Consider the following 19,933-nt stretch of genomic DNA (forward strand, 5'->3'; position numbering starts at 1 on the left):
TGGGGGGTGCAGCCCCTGAGTGTGGGGACTGCCGCACCCCGATCTTGAAGATTGGTGCAAGACGGCACACTGATGAAGAGACGATCGAACCGACACATTGTTCCAACTGCTCGCCAATTCGCCGGCGAGCGATCCCCCACCAATCGCCATTGTGGAGGGGTTCAGGGGCTGGTCCCTGAACCCCCTTTATTGAGAGGATTGTGCGAGACCGCACATCCCCGAAAAAAAGCGGGCGAAATTGATCTATTCGGCCCGCCGCTATCAGCGCTCCAGAGTCGATCTTCTCCAAAACTCAGGAGAGCCCTAATCCTCTTCTTTCCAGACCTTCAACCCTTCGTTGTCGACGGTGGTGGCGAGGGTGACCGTGAGGCCGAGCCCTTCGGCGATCGCCTCCACTTCTTCCGTGGGCTTCCCGGTGACGACGGCGATCGAGGGGCCGACCGAACTCATCCCCACGAACTCAAGCCCGGCCTCCCGCAGTCTGCTCATATAGGCGTAGATGGCAAAACTGTGGTGCTCGATCTCGGCCCTCTTGGAGCCGCGGAACTCGATCTCCCACATCACCTCGCCGGCCTTCTCAAGGTCGCCCCGTTCGAGGGCCGGGATCAGGTCCATCAAGACCATGTAGGCCTTGAGCGGGCGGTCGCGGTAGTCGAGGTCGCGGGCCCGGTTCATCAGGAGGTCGAACTCGCTCTTGCCGGCAGAGGAGATCCCGCTCTCAGGGATGATCACGTAGACGTTCTTCTCTGCGGCGAAGGGGTGATGATAAGCAAGGGCGAGGTCGTCGCCCATCACCACAAACCCGCCGTATGTGCTCACCGCCGGGCCGACCCCGGTCTCGAAACCGAAGGCCACCTGGTCGTCGGCTGTCTCCTCGACAAAGTTCCTGCCCACCAGAATCCTGATCTCCTCAGGGGTGAGGGGTGATCCCACGGCGGCGTTCATCGCATGGCAGACCGCGGTGAGGACCGTCCCGGTTGAGCCGAGACCGACATGCTTGTACTGGTGGTCACGGGCCCTGACCGAGAAACCGCCTTCGTAGCCCACCGTCTCCTTGAAGGCCTCGATGACCTGCGTGACGATGGGGGCGCGCTCGTACTCGATCTCGGTCTCTCCATCGGTGCACCGCGCCGTGGCGGTGCAGTAGACCTGGACCGCGTACCCGAACCCGCCGCCGCCCGGGCGGTCGGGGGCAAACCGGTTCATGTCAAGGACGGTCGCGTGGATCCTGGCCGGCGCACGGGCGGTGAAGGCGCCTTCCTGCGGCACCGCCCGAACCTCGCGGTCGAGGTGGAGGGGGCGGAGGTGCTCGCCCGCGGTGAAGGGCTCGAACTCGTACTCGACGAGGTCGAGGTCGCCGCCTCTGATCTTCATCATCGGCATGGTATGTTCCTATGTGCGGTCAAAGAAGATATTTTTTCCAGAGGCCTTGAGCGGGACGGCATAGACGACGGTGCACCCCTCCAGAAGGCCGAGAGTCCGGGCGCCGACACCCCCGGAATACAGGACCCGGTTGTCGACATTGTGGATCGAGGCGGTCTTCACTGCGGACCCGACGGCGATCCCGAGGTCGGTCATCCTGACCGCACAGTTCGGGCCGGCAAACGGCGCGCCGCCTCTCCGGGGTGCGCGGAGTGCCGCGGTCATCTCTGTGCAGGTGAGGTACCCGCAGGCCCCGCAGTTGATCGCGGCGGTCTCCGCTCCGCGGCACCCGATGAGAAGACAGGCGTCGGCGGCCTCGACGTTTTTGGCGTCCCGCAGGAAGAACCCGAGGTCGTGCTCCTCCCCGAAGGCCCGCATTGCGTCGGCGAGTCTGGTCAGGTCGGCGTCGACGAGCACCGCCGTCTCGATGGTGTCGACGCCCTTCCCCTTGGGTGCGGTCCTGGCCGAGAGCGCCATCAGCGAGGCGACGAGCCTGACGGCTTCAGATTCTGGAGTCATACTGGTTAGGTTCGCTTAGCATCTGATATAATCTTCACTTTCACCCCGCACCCGGTCCATCTTTTTCCCTCTCAGGACCGAGTTGAGAACAATGTCTCGTGCCGCAGAGGTCGCGGCCCTCACCAGGGCGGCGCGCTTTGATCGCTGTGTCCCTGATCCTGTTCTGCCGGGGATCCCCGTCGCATCGGGCCGGTGCAGGCGGATGATGAAGGTGCTGCTCCATGGGCGGTGTGCGTACGACTGTGCCTACTGCGGGATCCGGACGTGCCGGGAGGATCGTTCCCTCTCACCGGCAGACCTCGCCGATCTCTTCCTGCGGATGTGGCGCGAGGGGCGGGCCGACGGGCTCTTCCTCTCGTCGGGTATCCCGCGCGACGTCGACGAGGCGATGGAGGGGATCCTCGAGACCGGCGAGATTCTGCGGCGCCGGGGGTACGACGGATATCTCCATCTCAAGGTGCTTCCCGGCGCGGCGCGGGCCGACATCACCGATCTCGCCAGGGTGGCCGACCGGATCTCCATCAACATCGAGGCGCCTTCGGCGTCCAGGCTCTCGGAAATCGCCGGGGTGAAGGACTACCGGCAGGACATCGAGAAGAGGCAGACCTGGGTCGCCGACGCCATGCCGGGACGACACACCACCCAGCTCGTCGTCGGGGCGGCCGGCGAGAACGACGCCGAGGTGCTGGCCTGCATCGCCGGGCAATACCGGCGTCTGGCCCCGGCCAGGATCTATTATTCGGGTTTCAGGCCTCTTCCCGGAACGCCGCTTGCCTCCCACGATCCCACCCCCCTCTGGCGGCAGAACCGTCTCTACCAGGCGGACGCTCTGCTCAGGCTCTACCACTTTTCCACGGATGAGGTGGCCGGGGTGCTGGACGAGGGAGGGTTCTTGCAGAACGCCGACCCCAAGCGACTCCTTGCCGGGGAGAGGCCGCGGGTGGACGTCAACCGTGCCTCCCTTGCCGACCTCCTCAGGGTGCCCGGCATCGGTCCGAAGAACGCCCGCCGGGTGCTCGCCGCACGGGAGAAGAGTCCTCTCAGGTCTGAGCGCGACCTCAGGGCCTGCGGCGTGCGGGGGAGAGGGGTGGGGCGGTATGTCACCTTCGGGGAGGGGGATGTGCAGAGCGGGATCTTTGAGTTTTGATGGGGGGTTGATGAAACTCTCAGACTTTGCCCTCTCTAATCCCACGCCATTCCTGATCCTCGCGCTGGGGGCTCTTCGAAAAACTTTGTTTATCTCGTGTTCGCTGTCGCTCGCAACCCCCGGACAGTTATAATCAAAGATTTTCTCGAACTCGCTCACGCTCGTTCCCTCAGGATGAAGAGCTGGCCGCGACGGCTGAGAAAAGATCTAGAAAACTGGAATGTCGTCCACCGCTTATTCGTGGTCGCTTCAGGATCTTTGTTCTGCCTTCCCCCAATCATCTATCATCCCATGGGGCCGGGGGATGGGAGTGTCAGCGAGTTTGAGAAGATCTCTGATCTTCAAGAGAGCACCCGGTGCGATCTGGAGGGAAAGTAAGTCGATTAGAAGTTCTCCTCTGAACAATTTTCATGTGTTATGCATGAGGTGTGCTCTCGACTCATGTTTGATTACCATGAAACAGGATGAGGCAAGAGCCTCATACTGAACCAATGAAAACCTACCCATTGAATTCTATTTCTGATTTCAATGGGGTTTTCATGGAAAATGATCCTGACGATCAACCTGGGCGGTTTGTATGATGATTTCTCATCATCTGGATCCTTTATACCTGATATACGAAGTACAGAAACTCTCTCAGAATGATCGGCCGCCCTCAGCGCAGAACCTTCACCGTCGTCTCGCGCCGGGGGTTGCACCCCGAGACCCCCCACGGAGAGAGGATAGGCAGGGGCGGCACGATGCAAGATTTCTGGCCGTTCCCCTGTCATAAGGGGAAGAACCAAGGATCGGTCCTTCCAAGCCCCAGAGAGCGGCGACATGAAATTTTCATCGCGTATGCTTGAACCCAGGGTTCATGCCCTATTCTACATAATCGGAAGACAGGACATTCTTTCTAGTCGAAAATATCTGGTCAGGATGGAATGGAGCGTGTCTGGGGTCTAAAAATATGTTTGAGATCTAGAAGGACTTCATTTGATGTAAAGAGTTGTACCACAAAATACATAATAAATAAAATATTAAATGCCGATTGCATACATCTCGGATTATATTTGATAATCTTATCAGAAGTCGGGAGAATGATGCATTGAACATAGAGAGGTGATGAAATTGGTGGCCAATTTTCTGGACCTCCATATTGTTGATTACTGCCAATTGAACTGCAAGCATTGCTACCTGAATCAGGGCCACACCTTCATGCCGGTGGATATGCTAAAAGAAGTCTGTATCGACTTCATGCAGACCGATTTTCCCCTTCCGCAGAGTACGATTATTCTCAGCGGCGGCGAACCTCTTCTCCATCCGCACTTTGATACCGTGTGCACCATTGTACGAGGTCTGAACGGTTTCATTGCCCTGAGTTCGAATGGAATACTCATTCCTCAACACATCGATCTTTTCCAGAAAGATGATGGTATCCAGATCAGCATTGACGGAGACAAAACTGTTCATGATTTCATCCGCGGCACCGGGAGTTATGAAAAAGCAGTGAATGCGCTGAGGATACTGGACGAGAACAGGATACGTCATAGTATTTCATTCACTATCAATGAGGCAAACTTGAAATGCATCGACCCTATCATTGATCTCTGCATTGAAACCGGGTCCTATATGCTGAACTTTAATCTTTACCAGCCGATTCGTGACAATGGATTTTATCCTCTAACGTTTTCACACTGGCTCTCTCTCAGACAACACGTCAAGAAAAGAGCGGAACAAGAAGGGATATTCTGCCCTCTGACCTGTGTGGAAAAGGGCTGTATTGCAGGGATACTGGGGCTTTCAGTTCTTCCTGATGGTACATATTGGGATTGTTCACGGAATCAACGTGTTCTTGGAAAGTTTCCTCAACGGATCAAGGATGTCGTACTCAAGAAAAACATCAGAAGTGGAAAAAGTAGAGATCAATTTGAGACTTGTTGCAAGAAGGTGGATTATGAGTAAAGTATATGTAATCGCTTCGTATTGCGATCAGGGAAAAATTGCACTGATATTGGCACTTGAAAATTATTATAGGGCACAGGGCAAAAAAGTGGCATGCTTACAAAGGATCAAAGGTCAATCAGATGTAGGATTATACCTGAAGAAAGGATGCTATCAATACAGTCTTCCGCTTGAAGCTGTAAAAAGCCGAAGTGCACTTGAACAGTGGTTGCCAAAAGGATTTGATGTTTATATCGTCGGGATTTCTACCGCGTATTCCCCTATTGGGGCTGCATATCTCGATCTCTTTTCGAGTTATAACGAAATCATTCCTTATGATTGGTTTGATAATGTGACAGGCTGTGTACAGAACTGTATCCAGTCTTATTCAGGTGATCCTGAAATATTACTGTTCTGGGAAATGGCACGTCAAAAGAATCTTCAGGAGAAAAAAGTTCAAGAAGCAATTACCGGTGTGTCAGAGCCTCTGGACTACCCCTGCCTGGATAAAAATTCTGTTCTTCATCATCCAGAAACACTCGTCTACGATGCATTTGAGCCAAAAATGTCACTGCCGGAGAGTAACAAGAAAGTGATTGCTGTGGGCGCTTTTCCCGGGGAGTTCTGGGATATTTTCCATGATCTCATGTGGTATGGGTACGACTACATGCAGTTCGTCCAGAGGCTTGAGGAAGAAAGTTATGATCTGGCGATTATTGGAGAATGTAGCAATGGATCTTTAAAGTTGCCCAGTAAGCCAAAAAATAAAACAGTCATTTGCTATCAGCCTTCAGTTTATTTCCCGTTTCGACAGCCTGAAAATGTATTTCAATCCGGCAAAAGCATTGGACAGATTCCTAAGAACATAAAGGAGAGACCCGTGGGTACATCTCTGGCTGATAACGGGTTTTCATACAGTGCCTATCAGAATAGATTCTGGTTATTTCAGAGGTATCCCGGGACTGATATTGTCCGGCATGAGGACAATATCATCTATTGTAACGGATGGGTACTCCCTCAGTACCTGATGAGGGATGGATTACTGGAGGTGTGATCATGGGAGGTGGTGGCTGGAGCGATTGGGGGAACTGGGCAAACTGTTGTGTTCCATCAGGTCCGTATCTCACCTTCTACATACGACACTACCGGTGTGGTCAGTCGTCCTGCCAGGGAGGTACAGGTTCCTGGAATTTAAATGCCGTGTGTCTGCAAAACGCAGTGATGCGATATGCACGGGCCGGAAAAAGTTCTCAATTCTCCAATGCTCTATCATGTTGTTACTGGAGAGAAGATTATAGATGCCCTGAGCACTGCTATTTTGAGGAAAATTACAACAAGGACATCTATATCGTCGCAATAACAAATGGGGATCTTGTATTTGGCCATGCCGTCTGCGCCGAATATCTCGGAGGAGGAGTAGGAGAATTCAGCAACTGGAAATTTTTCCAGTACGATAATCTCAATATAACTCCAGGAGACTGGCAGATGCCGTACGGAACGGAATGGCAGGAAACAAAAGTCGAGATAAAAAAAGTAACTGACATACCCGACTGTGGTCATTACAATAGCGATCGATATCCTGTTGTGACATTTTTGATCGACGAAAATGGTAGGATAACCATTGGTTGACAGGAGATGGCAATGAATGAAAATAATTCTTGGAATAAAAAAACATCCGATTTTGGTGGGAGTTGGTACAGTGATTATTGTATTAGTAATCATATGTTTCGCAGTATTGATGGTAGAAGAATTACAATCCCCAGAAAAAACTGAAGATACGAAGGAGACTGAAAATATGACATTAGAGGAGTTACCAGAGGATTTGAAAGATGAGATTGAGCATATACGACTATACAGTAAATTTGGCATAAGTAAATTGGAATTAGATGCCAAAAATAAACACCTCGTCATATATGCTTTCGATATAACGGATGAAAAAGAAGTGAGCGATCTCCAGGGAAAGCAAATCAGTAATTGGACCATTCAGATCGTTCACGATGTTGACTATGAAAAGGAGAGAGATCAGATCCGAACCGAACTTATGGAACTGGAAAAAGATCCGGAATTGCAAATCGCAGGTTTTGATCTGTCGACCGAAGAAATCAACGTGTGGGTCTACGAACGCACACCCGAAAACCAGGCGCTGGACGGCAAGGAGATTCACGGCTGGACGGTCCATGTCTGGGTTGCGCTCACCCCGACAGAGACTGGAATTAATAGGTGCTAGTGCTCTCGCTATCGATGGAAAATCTGCTTCCGGTGTAATCTATCCATGAGAGGTATGAAAGGTGTTGGCATAAACCTGAAAGCCCTCTGTATCGTCCTGCTGCTTGATCACATGCACCCACCAAGTTAGCGGCAACCTCCATCGTCCCGCTGACGAATGACCCGGCAATCAATTTGTATCAGTCTTGGTCACCAGATGGGAAACACATTGCCTTCACGTCATCCGATAACGACCATGCCGGCATCAAGGTTATGGAACTACGTTGTCGGTTCGGCACTGGAACCAGAGTTTTCGATCTGGATTACAGAGATCGGGGGGAATGCCACCGCACAGGTGACGACAACCGCAATGGTCGCCTGACGGAAAAAAGATCGCCGTAAGCGATGGAAACGATCTCTTCACCGTCATCCTTGATGATCCACAGCAGACAACACCTGCCTTGCCGATTTATGGCGTTTGGGGTGGTGGCGGCACTCTCACTGTTCGCAGTGGGCGTTGCTTTTAAAAGACGGTGATCCTATCACCTGAACTGGCGGTGTGTATGATCCTGCCAGGAGAGTTAGCGGGATGCAATCCAAGAAATCAGGCCCCCTATCGCTCGCACTCAGTGTCGAGATAGCACCGGGGATGGCTTTCCTCTCCTCAAGATCTTCAATGTTGTTTTCCGACCCGGAGATCCAAAAAAGATGATCGCGGGAAGTGTGAAGACGTTCTCCCTCCGTCCCGCACCTCTCACTTATACTCGCGCTTCGAGTACGAATACTTCTCGGAGTTCCCGCCCCGCACCACGATATAGATCCACTCCCAGAGGGACTTGAGCGTCCCGAACTGCTCGTACCGGCGCATATCGAAGGCGACGCGGAGTGAGGTGTCGAGGAAAACCTTCCCGACCTCGCTGGTCCGGCGGGCGATCTCCAGGTCGTCGCCGGCGTCGATGCACCGGTACATCCCGACCTCGATGAAGGCCTCGCGGCGGAAGGCGGTGTTGCACCCGAGGGTGTAGTACATGGTGTGCGTCCACGAACCGAGGCGGGAGAAGACGTTGGCCAGGGCGAGGGAGATGGAGTGTTTGAGGTTCTTCTCCTTGGGATACACCAGGCCGTAGACCTGGACGACGTCCGGGTGGCGCGCGAAGTCCTCCTCGATCCGCTCCAGCCAGTCCGGGGGGATGACGCAGTCGGCGTCGGTCGTGGCGACGATCTCCCCCTTCGCCGCCTTCGCCCCGTCGTTCCGTGCGCCGCCGACCTTCTTGCTCGTCTGGATGAAGACCTGGTCGGCATATTCGGCGGCGATCTCGCGGGTCCTGTCCTTCGACCCGCCGTCGACGACGATGAGTTCGTAGCGCTCCCTGGGGAGGGTCTGGTTGCAGAGCGACGCAAGACACGCGGCGATGTTCGCCTCTTCGTTATAGGTAGGGATCACAACTGAGATCATGACGAGGTCAACTCCTGGTAGAGTCTGACATGGAGGTCGGAGACTTTCCTGATGTCGTAGCGTTCGGTGAAGGGTCTGGAGAGGTCGGCGTGCTGCCTGAGGAGGGCGGTGTCCTCGAGGAGTGCCCCGGCCCCGGCGAGGTCGTCGAAGTAGAGGGCGGCGTCGCCGAAGTTCCCGGTGAACTCGGGGATCTTGCGGGCGACGACCGGCAGGCCGCTGGCGAGCGCCTCCAGGATGACCATCGGGAGGCCCTCGGCGAAACTGGGCATGAAGAAGACGTCGGCGCTGCAGTAGGCCGCGGTGATGTCCTCGACGAACCCGGTGAAGAGGACGTTCTTGCCGCACTTACTCTTCTCCTCTTCGATCCGGCCGTGGTCTTTTGAGAACCTGCCGTAGGGGAACCCGCCGACCCAGACAAACCTGGTGTCCGGGTGGTCCCGCGAGAGGGCGAGGAAGTCGTAGATGCCTTTCCGGGGTGTCTGCTGGGCGACGGTGAGCACCACCTGCTCGTCCTCGCCGATCCCGTACGTCTCGCGGAAGGCCGCCCGCTTCTCGGCGTCGGGTCTGAACCGTTCCCTGTTCACGCCGTTCGGGATGAGGGTGGTAGGGACGTCGGGGGCGAACTCGCGCACCTCCTCGTCGCAGAGCGGCGAGATGGTGATGATGTGGTCGAAGCCCTGGTATATGCCGGGGTAAAAGTTGTTGACGGTATCAGAGAAGGCGAGGTTGCCGGCGTTGAGTCGTGGCGTCGAGTGGGCGGTGAGTACGGTCACCGCGCCGCTCAGTTTTTTGTTTGCGAGGGCGAGGGGACCGAAGGTATGGTAGTGGACCAGGTCGAAGTCCCGGCCGTGAGCGTTCCAGGAGACTTCGGGGCCGCCGTTGCCGTCGGCGAGCGCCCGGTACAGGGTCTTTGCCAGGGTGGCGCAGCCGATATATTTGAAAAAGAGCATGTCCTCGACGAAAAAGTTGACTTTCATGAAAACTCCTTCGCAAACTCGATGACGTGACGGATGCACCCGTCCATATTGAGGTACTCGAACTCGGAGAACCGGCCGACAAGATCGATCCCGAGGCTCTCGCAGTACTCCCTGACGATCTTGATATTCTCCAGGTAGGCGAGGTCGTAGATGACGTAGGCGTATTTCTGGCGTTCGACCGAGGTGGTGAGCACCTGGTCGCGCGAGGCGATGACTCCCATCTCCATGAGGCCGTCGACGGTGGAGGCGACGAGGTCGTCGTCGGAGAGGGCCGCGGTGGGGTCGCCGTCGCGGTAGGTCACTTCGGCGAGGACCGAACTGCACCCTTCGGGGGCGTTGGTGTCGCTGTAGCCTGAGGGGAAGGAGATCCGGTTGAAGGGGCCGAGTTCTTCCTGCGGGACATAGACCCAGGAGTACGGCGGGACGTCGCCCCTGAGTCCGAGGCAGACGCAGGCGACCGAGTTGTACTTGAGGGCCCGGCAGGCCGCGGCAACGTCGTGTGGGACGCCGTCGAGGGCAGGGAGGAGGGCCTGGAGGGGGATGGTGGAGATGCACCGGTCGGCGACGACCTCTTCGGTGCCGTCGGAGATCACCCAGCGGTCGCCCTTGCGCCTGACCGACCTGACCGCAAACCCGGTCCTGATGGCGTCCTCGATCGGTGCGGCGACGGCCTTCACCATCGCCTCGATCCCGCCCTCCTGCGGGTACGAGAAGACCGACTGGTGGGTGTAGCCCTCGGTCTCGATCCCGACCGCCGACCTGACCACATCCTCCACCGGCGGCCTTGGCACGCGGCCGTCCATCCAGTGGGCCGACATCTCCTCCGGCGGGAACTTCCAGATCTTTCTGTTGTACGGGAGCATGTAGCACGCCGCGATCCCCTCGCCGAAGGTGGTGCGGATCCACTCGCCGAAGTTCTCGGGCGGTTTCACCTCGCCCTTCTCCGCGGCGATGAGCGCCTTGATGAACTCGTTGATGCAGAAGAAGAGGTCGTCCTTCGGGAGGTCGGCAAGTCCGTTCTCGAAGGGGTACTTCACGTACCGCCCCTTGTAGAAGATCTTCGTCTTTCTCTGCCGTTCGGTCCGGTTCTCCCCGAGCGCCTCCTTCATGAGGGAGAGGACCTCTGTATCTCTTGAAAATATAATGTGCGACCCGCCGGTGTCGAAGGTGAAGCCGTCGATGACCTTCGACCGGCAGAGCCCGCCGTACCCGGACTCAGCCTCAAGGACCACCACGTCCTCGCCCTGCTGACGCAGCAGTCGCGCCAGTGTTATGCCGGTCAGTCCGCCGCCCAATATCGCCGTTTTCACGGTGTAATAGGTTTGTGGAGGATTCATTTATGGTTGTTGATATTCGGTGAACGGCCCAGGATCATGATGAACGGGGGGAGAAAAGGGGAGGCCGGAGGGCGGTCGAGCATGGATGCACCGTCGACTTCCGTCTTACTTCATGTACCGCGAATAACTCTCTATCGTATAGACCGCCGCGAGGGGGTTGTGGCCGAGCAAGCGATCCTTGGCGGCGAGGACGGTGCAGGGCGCCTCCGCATATTTCATGAAGAGGGAGTCGTGCCCGACGCAGAGGCCGAGCATGATGTTGAACTCGGTCTCTGCGGCATTGAGGAGCATGGCCTGGAAGATGGGATTGCAGATCTGCTCGTCGGTGCCCGGCGCCACCTTCTCCTGGTCGGAGACGCCGAGAGTCTCTTTCGGGACGCGGCCCGCCTTGCAGACCACCGAGATGACTTCAAAACCCCGCCCCCTGAAGAAACGCTCCACCGCCGCCGCCTCCTTTGCAAGGCCGGTGCAGAAGGCAAGGCCGAGGCGGCGGTATCCCATCTTCCCGGCAAACTCGGCCGTCTCCTCAAGCCGGCACTTCACCGGCCTGAGGCGGTCGTACCCCTGCTCCTTATCTCCATAGCCCTCGCCCTCCTGGACCGCCGCCGCCCGTGCAAAGGCGGCCACGGCAGGGCGGCGGTACTCCTCCATCGCGGCGGCCAGCACTTCGGCCTGCTCTGCCGTCGGACATCCTGGGATCGACCTCCCGTCTTTTGTCCTGCAGAGTTGCTCGTCTTTTTTGATCCCGCATCTGGCGCATGCAGGGTAGCCTCCTTCCATGGATCACTCCTGGGGGGCCGGGTAAAAATAGAGAGAGATTGCGGCAGTCCGTTCACCGGAGGTGGATGAACTTGCCGGTCAGCGTGGCGTCGAGCACCTTCGCATCGGTCTTCGTGGTCGCCATGCTGACGACGACCATCGTGACCGCCGAGAGGAGGAAGGCATACATGCTGAAATGGAAGGGCATCTTGTCGACCACATAGTACCAGTAGCCAAGCGCCCCGCCTGAGACCAGACCGACCAGCATCGAGGCGATGGCACCCTCTCTGGTCGCACCCCGCCAGTACAGCCCGGCGAGGAGAGGCACCGCAAAGGTGGCGAGCATGATCCCGATCCCGGACCACATCAACCACGCGAGCATCTGGGGCGGGTTGATCGCGAGGAGGAGCGTCCCGCCGGCGGCCACGACGACCGCGACCCTGGAGACGAGGAGCACCTCTTTGTCGCTGGCCGAGGGCCTGAAGATATTCTTCCAGACATCCCAGGCAAACATCGAGCCCACCGTGAGCATCAACCGGTCGGTCGTCGACATCACGGCCGCGAGCACGATCACCGCAAAGAACGACCAGACCCAGAGGTTGGGCATGGCGTACTCCAGCCCTGAGATGAAGATGAAGTCCTGGGCATTGGGCACGTCGGGGAGAATGATGCTCCCCTCCTCGACGAGCACCCGGCCGGCAAACCCGGCAAACTTCATCAGGAGCATCACGACCGCGTAGACCGCGAAGGCGATGAGCGGCGACCACTTGAAGTAGCGCTCCTCCTTTGCCGCCAGCACATTGTTGATGACGTGCGGGGCGCAGGCAAGCCCTACCGTGAGCATCAGCCCGAACGAGAGGAGAAACTCGGGCGTGAAGGTCATCCCCTCGGTGAGGTACGGCTGAACAAAGGTCGGGTCGATCCCGGCCATCACCTCGTTGATATGGCCCATCCCGCCGGCTTTCATGATGAGGATCGGCGCGATCGCAAGCACCCCCACGATAAGGAGGCCGCCCTGGATCACCGTCGTCCACGAGACGGCGTACAGCCCGCCGACCACGGTGTAGGCGGTGATGATGACGCCCGAGATGATCAGCGCCTGCCAGTGGGGGATCTCAAAGAGCCAGACGAGCACGATGGAGATCGCAGTGTACTGTCCAATCAGGTAGATGAGGGAGACGATGATCCCGGCCACCGCCGAGAGTCCTCGCATGACCTTCGGGCTCTCGAAGCGGTCGGCAAGATAGTCCTCGACCGTCAGGTAGTTGTTCTTCTTCCCGATCCGGTGGAGTTTGACGCCGAAGACGATGATACAGAAGGAGGCGGCCAGCGGGACGAAGAGTTGTTCCCAGATGGAGGGCCACCCGGTGGTGAAGCCGAGCCCGCTCACCCCGAGCAGGGTCATCCCCGAGCAGATGGAGGAGACCATCAGGATGGTGAAGACCCAGAACCCGAGCGACCTTCCGGCGACGATGTAGTCCTCGGTGTTGTGGATCTTGCCCGAGGCCCAGGCCCCGATCACGATGAGGACCAGGAAGTAGAGGCCGATGATCCCGGCCGTGACCGGTTCGATCATACCTCGTCCTCTTTGAAGACGAACGCCCAGAGGGTGAGCATGACGGTGACCGCAATGAAGGCGGTGCTGACGATGGCAAGTGTCTCGAATGGAAGGCCGATCATAGTACTATGTCAATGTGTGTCATGCCAGCATATAACATGATCGGTCGGAGCGGCCCTCGCCTCTCAAGCATGAGAAGAGGCGATCTTCAGGGGGCGGGGGGCGGGCGGGTGCGAAAAAAGGGGATGAATGCAGTATCCGGATTATCATCAGTAGAATGGGGCCATTACCGCCCGCCTTTCATCCCCCGCATCAACGCAATCTTCCCGGTCCGCACAAACTCCTTGATCCCGTACTGGCGCAGGAGGCGTTCCAGGGCGTCGATCTTCTCGGGGTCCCCGGCCACCAGGAGGATGACGCTCTTTGGCCCAACATCGATGATCTGGGCCCTGAAGATGCTGGCCACCTGCATCACCTCGGCCCTCCCCTCGCCGGCTTCGGCCGTCACCTTGATGAGCGCGAGTTCGCGGTCGACCGTGCTCTGCTCGGTGATGTCGGAGACCTTGATGACGTCGATGAGTTTGTTCAACTGTTTTTTCACCTGCTCGATCCTGGCGTCGTCGCCCAGGACGACGATGGTCATCCTGCTCATCCCCGGCTCCTCGCAGGTGCCGACGGCAAGGCTCTCAATATTGAACCCCCGGCGGGAGAAGAGCCCCGAGACCCTGGAGAGGACGCCCGCCCTGTTCTCGACGAGGACGTGGAGCGTGTGCGGCCTCATCCGCCCCGCCTCCCGATCATCTCGTTGATCGCCGCCCCTGCCGGGACCATCGGGAAGACATTCGCCTCCCGCTCGATCCTGACGTCCAGCACAAACGCCCCCTCCGAACCGAAGGCCGTCTCCAGGGCCGGCTCGACCTCGTCCGGGTCGTCGACCCGTATCCCATCGACACCGTAGGCCTTTGCAATCCCGACAAAGTCCACGGGACGGAGCTCGGTGTACGAGTACCGCCGGTCGTAGAAGAGTTCCTGCCACTGCCGCACCATCCCGAGATAGAGGTTGTTGAGGATGACCACCTTCACCGGGACATCGTACTCGACGACCGTGCCCAGTTCCTGGATGTTCATCTGGAAACTCCCGTCCCCGGCCACCAGGGCGACGGTCTCGTCAGGACATGCAAACTGCGCCCCGATCGACGCCGGGAAACCGTAGCCCATCGTCCCGAGCCCGCCTGAGGTGATCCAGGTCCGCGGCCGCCTGAAGCAGTAGTGCTGCGCCGTCCACATCTGGTTCTGCCCCACCTCGGAGACGACGATCGCGTTCTCGTCAAGGAGGGCGTTCATCTGCCTGATCACCGCGGCCGGGCTGAGTCCGTCGGCGGTCCCGGCCGCCCCGGTCCCTTCCTCCTGCCAGCGCCGCACCCTGGAGAGCCATCCGTTTCCTCTCTCCTGGCGGGCGAGTTTTGCGGTGACCGCCCTGAGGACCAGTTTCGCGTCCCCGACGATCGGGACGTCGACCGGTTTGTTCTTCCCGATCTCCGCCGGGTCGATATCGATGTGGATGACCGCGGCGTGCGGGGCGAAGGCCTCCACCCGGCCGGTGACCCGGTCGTCGAAGCGCACCCCGACGGCGATGAGGAGGTCGCACTCGGTGACGGCGAAGTTTGCCGCCTCGGTCCCGTGCATCCCGATCATTCCCAGGGAGAGCGGATGGTCGCACGGGACGGCCCCCAGGCCCATCAGGGTCGAGGCCACCGGAATAGCCGTCAGTTCGGCAAGGGCGAGGACCTCGGCGGCCGCCCCCGAAGCGACGACCCCGCCGCCGATGTAGAGGAGCGGACGCTCGGCCTCCCGGATGAGCGCAACCGCCCGCTCGACCTGCCTCGGGTGCCCTTCGTACGTCGGCTGGTAGCCCCGCAGCCGCGCTTCGCGCACCTCAGGGACTGGATCGACCTGGGCGGTCATCACGTCTTTGGGGAGGTCGATGAGCACCGGGCCCTGCCGTCCGGTCCCCGCGATATAGAAGGCGTCGCGAACTACCTGGCCGATCTCGTCGGCCTCTTTGACGAGATAGTTGTGTTTGGTGATCGGGAAGGTGATCCCGGTGATGTCAGACTCCTGGAAGGCGTCGTTGCCGAGCATCGTCGTCGGGACCTGGCCGGTGACGGCGACGAGGGGTACCGAGTCCATGTACGCGGTGGCAATCCCGGTGACCAGGTTGCAGGCGCCAGGGCCGGAGGTGGCCAGGCATACCCCGGTCTTTCCCGAGGCGCGGGCATACCCGTCGGCTGCGTGGGCCGCCGCCTGTTCGTGGCGGACCAGCACATGCCGCAGCGGGGCGTCGTAGAGTTCGTCATAGATAGGCAGGACCGCACCGCCGGGGTAGCCGAAGATCGTCTCGACCCCCTCGCGCTGCAGCCCCTCGACCAGCAGTCGTGCTCCAGTCTTCATTTTTTCTCCTCAATCAGTCTGTTCATGCCGGCGACCATCGCCTCCACGCTTGCCATGATGATGTCGGTCCTCGCCCCCCGCGCCGTGAGTGTCCGCCCTCCGTGGCTGAGCCGCACCGTCACCTCGACGAGGGCGTCGGTGCCCCCGCTGATCGCGTCCACGCGGTACTCTTCGAGCCGCACCTCGGCGGCACCGGCGACCGCCCGCCGCACCGCCTCGACGGCGGCGTCGACCGGACCGTTCCCGGTGGCGGCGCAGGTCACCTCCTTGCCGTGGACGAGGAGGGTGACCGAGGCCGTCGGGATGACGGTGTTGCCCGAGACCATGGTCGCCTGTCTGAGGGTGATCGCCGGTTCGCTGCTCACCCCCGTGACCGAGTCGGCGATGGCCATCAGGTCGGCGTCGGTGACCCGCCGCCCTTCGTCGCCGAGGGCCTTGACCCTGGCGACGACCTCGGCGTGCTGCACCTCGGTGCAGTGGTAGCCGAGTTCTTTGAGTGCGGCCCCGACCGAGGCTGAGCCCGAATGTTTCCCGAGCACGATCCGCCTGGTCCGCCCGACGCTCTCGGGCGTGAGCGGTTCGTAGGTGCTCGCGTCCCGCAGGACGCCGTGGGCGTGGATCCCGCTCTCGTGGGTGAAGGCCATCTCGCCGACGATCGCCTTGTTCGTCGGGAGCGGGACGTTGGTCAGCCGCGAGACCGTCGTCGCAAGCGGATAGATCTTCTCGGTCGATAGCCCGGTCTCCACCCCGTAGAGGTGCTCCAGGGTCACGGCCAGTTCTTCGAGGGCGGTGTTCCCGGCGCGTTCTCCCAGGCCGTTCACGGTCACATGAGCGGCAGTCGCCCCGGCCTTGAGCGCGGCGATGGTGTTGGCGAGGGCGAGGCCGAGGTCGTCGTGGCAGTGGATGCTCAGCGGTGCGGAGAGGAGCGTCGGGATTCTTTCCGCGACCAGTTCAGGAGTCATGAGCCCGACCGTGTCGCAGAAGCAGAGGCGATCGGCCCCCCGCTCCACCCCGCCCGCAAAAAGCATGGCCAGGAACTCCTGGTCTGCCCGTGAGGCGTCTTCGCCCGAGAGTTCGACGACGAGCCCGTGGTCTTTCGCATACTCAACCGCCTCCCAGGCCATGGTGCAGACCGCGTCCCGCGTCTTCCTCAGTTTTGCCTGGATGTGCAGGTCGCTCACCGGCACGACGAGGTGGACGCAGTCGACCCCGCACGCCGCGGCATCGTCGATGTCGCCTGGCAGCGCCCGCACGAAGGTGGCGACTTCGACCCCGAGCCCGGCGTCGGCGACGAGTCTGATGGCCTCACGTTCTCCTTCCGATGCGGCGGCCGATCCTGCCTCGATGGTGGCGATGCCAAGGTCTGCGAGCATGGTTGCGATCTGAAGTTTTTCCTCGGGCTTCAGCGAGACGCCCGGCGTCTGCTCCCCGTCCCGCAGGGTAGTGTCAAAAAAGCGGATCTTTTCAGAGAATAAAGCAATCACTCATAGTGGTTGTCACCACCTGATGTGGGGACGAGCCGATATATATTCTTTCGTATATCTCACCGGGGCACATAATTTTCGTCCCATCTAAGGGAGCAGATAGAAAAAACCAGCACTCATAAATCTCCGGAGGCCAACGCTCTTCTATCTCTTATGCCAAACTACTGTCCAAACTGCGGCACGCTGCTCAAGGATAGGGACGGTGCCGTCTGCCCTCAGTGCGGGACGCGCTTCCAGCACACGACGAAAGAGAAGAACCTCTCAATCGCTGTCATCTGCGCGGCCTCGTGCCCTGGACTCGGGCAGGTGTACAACGGCGAGATCGGGAAGGGGGTGCTGGTGCTTGTCGGGACGGCGGTGGGCATGCTCCTCCTCATCCCCGGCCTTCTGGTCTATATTTATGGTATCTATGACGGGTATCGGACGGCACAGAAAATGAATGCCGGCGAGGTACCTTTCAGGGAGGCCAGTATCCCCTTCATGCTCCTCTTTATCGGCATCCTGATCCTGGGCACTATCGTGCTCGTCCTGCTGGCGGTCTCGGCCGCGTTCATGTGCTTGCAGGGGATGACGGCCGGGTTCTGATACTTTTTTGGCCGCGTGGCCTTGTCGTACCATCAATCGTTCCTATCTTGTCAGGTGTGAAGGATTCGGAAAATCCTCTCCCCATTCTGTTCGCTCAGGAAGAGAGTTTCAACAGTGCCTTTCTCTGAGGTCATCCCAAAACTCTCCTGACTTCCCCCTCTACTAGAGATAAAGAAAGATGATGGTGTAAAACTCTCCTCTCTTCGTAGCGTGAACATCCATTCCTTGCCTTCTTCTATCCTTTCACCGGGTGCTCTGCCACCCGATCCCTATCTTCGTCGTGGGGGTTCCGGGGTGTCTCCCCCCAACGAGAGAAAGCAGGAGAACATTCTTTACTCTATAGGTGGGGCGGCACGTCGGATCAGCACGCCTTCCCACACCATACGTGCCGGGGGCTCTGCCCCCGGACCCCCGGGATTGCGATAGGGGCGGGAAGGCGCACGTGATGATGATGAAAAGGGCTCTGTAGAAATCCTCTCGGTGGTTATCTCTACGGGGGGCTAGCCGCCCCCCGGTCCCCCCGCGTCAAGATAGGACAGGGGACGGGAACTCCCTCTCCATGTTCGCTGATTTTGCCTTCCCAACCCTATCTTCATATCGGGGGTCCGGGGGCAGCGCCCCCGGCGCGAGCATGCGGGAAGGCAGGTGGGTCACGCTTGTACCCAGAAGAGGGGAGGATTTCTACAAAGCCATGAAAAGGGGATTGCCGTCCTCCTCCCTATCTTCTGCAGGGAGAACGGGGGGTAACCAGCCGCCCAGCGGAAGATCTGCGATCAGAATTTTTGGAATAAAGGGTTTTGATACGGACGAAGATTCATGTTCGGGAGACTTTTGGGATATGCTCTCTGATAAAAAAAATTCACGCGGCACACCGTCGGAAAAAGAGAGGGATTAAGGAGTTGTCCCCTCACAAAATGAAACCTCTTCACGCAGGCGCCGCGGCGCTGTCGTAGATGAGGGTCATGTATCTGGCCGTGAAGATCCCGAGCACCGGGTAGAGGAAGATGGCGATGACCCAGCCGATGAACGGAATTGACATGATGATGCCGATGACCAGACCGATCACGACGGTTACCACCCAGAGGACGATCAAGGCGATGATGTAACTGCCCCATCCGACCGCACCGATATGCGCCAGGATCGCCGAGATGTTGAAGGCCTCACCGAAGCTGTCGGTCCGTGCAAATCTGATGAACCCGAAGGCGGCGATCAGGCCAACGAGGAAGCCGACCACGATCATGACGAGTATCCCGAGGAGCATTCCCCCGATCGCGGCGGCGACTGCGGCGTCGGAGCCTCCGCCTGCCATGAGGGCGATAGAACCGCCGAAGAAGACCACGGCGACGATCAGCAGGGGGATGCTGTAGATGAGTTCGACGATGAAGAGTTTGATCCCGTCGATGAGGAGTTTGACCCAGTCCTCAAATTCGGGTGCTGGAGTCTTGCCCCGGTAGATCTCCATCAGATATCCCATGAACAGGGGGAAGATGATCATCGAGATGAAGAGGAAGACCCACTTCAACCATTTTCCCCAGACCGCTTCCTTCGCATATTCGAAGGAATCACCAAGCATAGAACCATAATCCATAAGAATACACCTCCCGGTGTGTAGATCTCAGTAAATGCCGGTTGGATATATACGTTTCGTAATTAGGAAATATATGGGATTTGTTTAACCCATAACAATTGGGAAATGTCAGTTTTTTGCTTGACAGTGGATGTTTTTGTGTTCTGTCCGTTCCATCACGGTGGCAAACGATCACCTGTGGAGAGGGTGCCGCTGCAAAAATGAATGGGAGGCAGTGTAGAAAACCTTGATCACTCTCTTTCCAACAGGGGAGCGGGCCGAAACCAAGCAACCTGCCGCCCCCGTCTCTCTTCATCGCGGAGGAGATCCGTGGGGCACTCGCCCCCAGCGTGAGGATAAGGGCAGGCGATGGATTCAGTTCAAAATGGGGGTATGTCGATCAAAAGAGGATCTTTTCTACAAGGTCGAGAGTTGATACATGTGTTTGATCATTTGCACCACATTTCCACTCAGGGGTGCAAAGAAGAAAAAGATCAGAATGGCGGCTGATCTTGATTTATAGGAGATCTAGTGCTATACGCG

At 58.4% G+C, this 19,933-nt stretch carries 17 protein-coding genes; 6 read left to right on the forward strand and 11 right to left on the reverse strand.

The genetic code is table 11. The annotated features are described in order from the left end of the window. Positions 1–303: 303 nt before the first annotated feature. Together RJ40_RS12715 and RJ40_RS12720 are read right to left on the reverse strand one after the other, a co-directional pair. Complete coding sequence (locus RJ40_RS12715) at positions 304–1,383, reverse strand: GHMP family kinase ATP-binding protein (RefSeq protein ID WP_265581233.1); 1,080 nt, start codon at positions 1,381–1,383, stop codon at positions 304–306. 9 nt (positions 1,384–1,392) lie between these two features. After that, positions 1,393–1,941, reverse strand: a complete 549-nt coding sequence (locus RJ40_RS12720) for a ferredoxin domain-containing protein (protein ID WP_265581234.1) — start codon at positions 1,939–1,941, stop codon at positions 1,393–1,395. Between the two features lie 91 nt (positions 1,942–2,032). Between RJ40_RS12720 and RJ40_RS12725 the strand changes: the two genes are divergently transcribed. The 5 genes from RJ40_RS12725 to RJ40_RS12745 all read left to right on the forward strand — a co-directional run bounded on the left by RJ40_RS12725 (position 2,033) and on the right by RJ40_RS12745 (position 7,238). Continuing rightward, entirely contained in the window at positions 2,033–3,088 is a 1,056-nt protein-coding gene (locus RJ40_RS12725) for a radical SAM protein (RefSeq protein WP_265581235.1), read from the forward strand. Between the two features lie 1,113 nt (positions 3,089–4,201). Then, on the forward strand, positions 4,202–5,032 hold the full coding sequence (locus RJ40_RS12730; protein WP_265581236.1) for a radical SAM protein: 831 nt from the start codon (positions 4,202–4,204) through the stop codon (positions 5,030–5,032). Then, positions 4,977–6,065 (forward strand): hypothetical protein, encoded by a 1,089-nt coding sequence (locus RJ40_RS12735; RefSeq protein WP_265581237.1) that lies wholly within the window; start codon positions 4,977–4,979, stop codon positions 6,063–6,065. The genes RJ40_RS12730 and RJ40_RS12735 overlap by 56 nt, the downstream gene beginning before the upstream one ends. A gap of 2 nt (positions 6,066–6,067) precedes the next feature. Next, positions 6,068–6,640: a hypothetical protein gene (locus RJ40_RS12740; protein ID WP_265581238.1), complete on the forward strand. Its 573-nt coding sequence runs from the start codon at positions 6,068–6,070 to the stop codon at positions 6,638–6,640. A 16-nt stretch (positions 6,641–6,656) separates the two neighbouring features. Continuing rightward, positions 6,657–7,238, forward strand: a complete 582-nt coding sequence (locus RJ40_RS12745) for a hypothetical protein (protein ID WP_265581239.1) — start codon at positions 6,657–6,659, stop codon at positions 7,236–7,238. Positions 7,239–7,970: 732 nt separating this feature from the next. Here the strand turns inward: RJ40_RS12745 and RJ40_RS12750 are convergent. The 8 genes from RJ40_RS12750 to RJ40_RS12785 form a co-directional block, all read right to left on the reverse strand. Continuing rightward, on the reverse strand, positions 7,971–8,672 hold the full coding sequence (locus tag RJ40_RS12750) for a glycosyltransferase (RefSeq protein ID WP_265581240.1): 702 nt from the start codon (positions 8,670–8,672) through the stop codon (positions 7,971–7,973). Further along, a complete protein-coding gene (locus tag RJ40_RS12755) occupies positions 8,669–9,649 on the reverse strand; it encodes a glycosyltransferase family 4 protein (RefSeq protein WP_265581242.1) in 981 nt (326 codons plus the stop codon). Before RJ40_RS12755 ends, RJ40_RS12750 begins: the two co-directional genes overlap by 4 nt. Continuing rightward, the gene (locus RJ40_RS12760) at positions 9,646–10,986 is read right to left on the reverse strand and encodes a protoporphyrinogen/coproporphyrinogen oxidase (protein ID WP_265581243.1); all 1,341 of its coding nucleotides are present in this window, start codon (positions 10,984–10,986) and stop codon (positions 9,646–9,648) included. The genes RJ40_RS12755 and RJ40_RS12760 overlap by 4 nt, the downstream gene beginning before the upstream one ends. Before the next feature lie 105 nt (positions 10,987–11,091). Beyond that, a complete protein-coding gene (locus tag RJ40_RS12765; protein ID WP_265581244.1) occupies positions 11,092–11,766 on the reverse strand; it encodes a DUF1847 domain-containing protein in 675 nt (224 codons plus the stop codon). 52 nt (positions 11,767–11,818) lie between these two features. After that, positions 11,819–13,321 carry a sodium:solute symporter family protein gene (locus RJ40_RS12770; RefSeq protein WP_265581245.1) on the reverse strand — a complete coding sequence of 501 codons (1,503 nt, stop codon included), beginning with the start codon at positions 13,319–13,321 and terminating at the stop codon, positions 11,819–11,821. Positions 13,322–13,589: 268 nt separating this feature from the next. Continuing rightward, positions 13,590–14,084 (reverse strand): acetolactate synthase small subunit, encoded by a 495-nt coding sequence (gene ilvN / locus RJ40_RS12775; protein WP_265581246.1) that lies wholly within the window; start codon positions 14,082–14,084, stop codon positions 13,590–13,592. Further along, positions 14,081–15,754, reverse strand: coding sequence for a biosynthetic-type acetolactate synthase large subunit (gene ilvB, locus RJ40_RS12780; RefSeq protein ID WP_265581247.1), 1,674 nt, complete (start codon positions 15,752–15,754; stop codon positions 14,081–14,083). Before ilvB ends, ilvN begins: the two co-directional genes overlap by 4 nt. Continuing rightward, positions 15,751–17,238 carry a 2-isopropylmalate synthase gene (locus RJ40_RS12785; protein WP_265581248.1) on the reverse strand — a complete coding sequence of 496 codons (1,488 nt, stop codon included), beginning with the start codon at positions 17,236–17,238 and terminating at the stop codon, positions 15,751–15,753. The genes ilvB and RJ40_RS12785 overlap by 4 nt, the downstream gene beginning before the upstream one ends. A 153-nt stretch (positions 17,239–17,391) precedes the next feature. On the opposite strand from RJ40_RS12785, the gene RJ40_RS12790 reads away from it, so the two are divergent. Continuing rightward, a complete protein-coding gene (locus tag RJ40_RS12790; protein ID WP_265581249.1) occupies positions 17,392–17,823 on the forward strand; it encodes a hypothetical protein in 432 nt (143 codons plus the stop codon). Positions 17,824–18,748: 925 nt separating this feature from the next. On the opposite strand, the gene RJ40_RS12795 is transcribed toward RJ40_RS12790, so the two are convergent. After that, positions 18,749–19,411, reverse strand: coding sequence for a DUF4013 domain-containing protein (locus RJ40_RS12795; RefSeq protein ID WP_265581250.1), 663 nt, complete (start codon positions 19,409–19,411; stop codon positions 18,749–18,751). Between the last annotated feature and the right edge of the window lie 522 nt (positions 19,412–19,933).

This window comes from Methanofollis aquaemaris, from assembly GCF_017357525.1.
Lineage (GTDB): Archaea > Halobacteriota > Methanomicrobia > Methanomicrobiales > Methanofollaceae > Methanofollis > Methanofollis aquaemaris.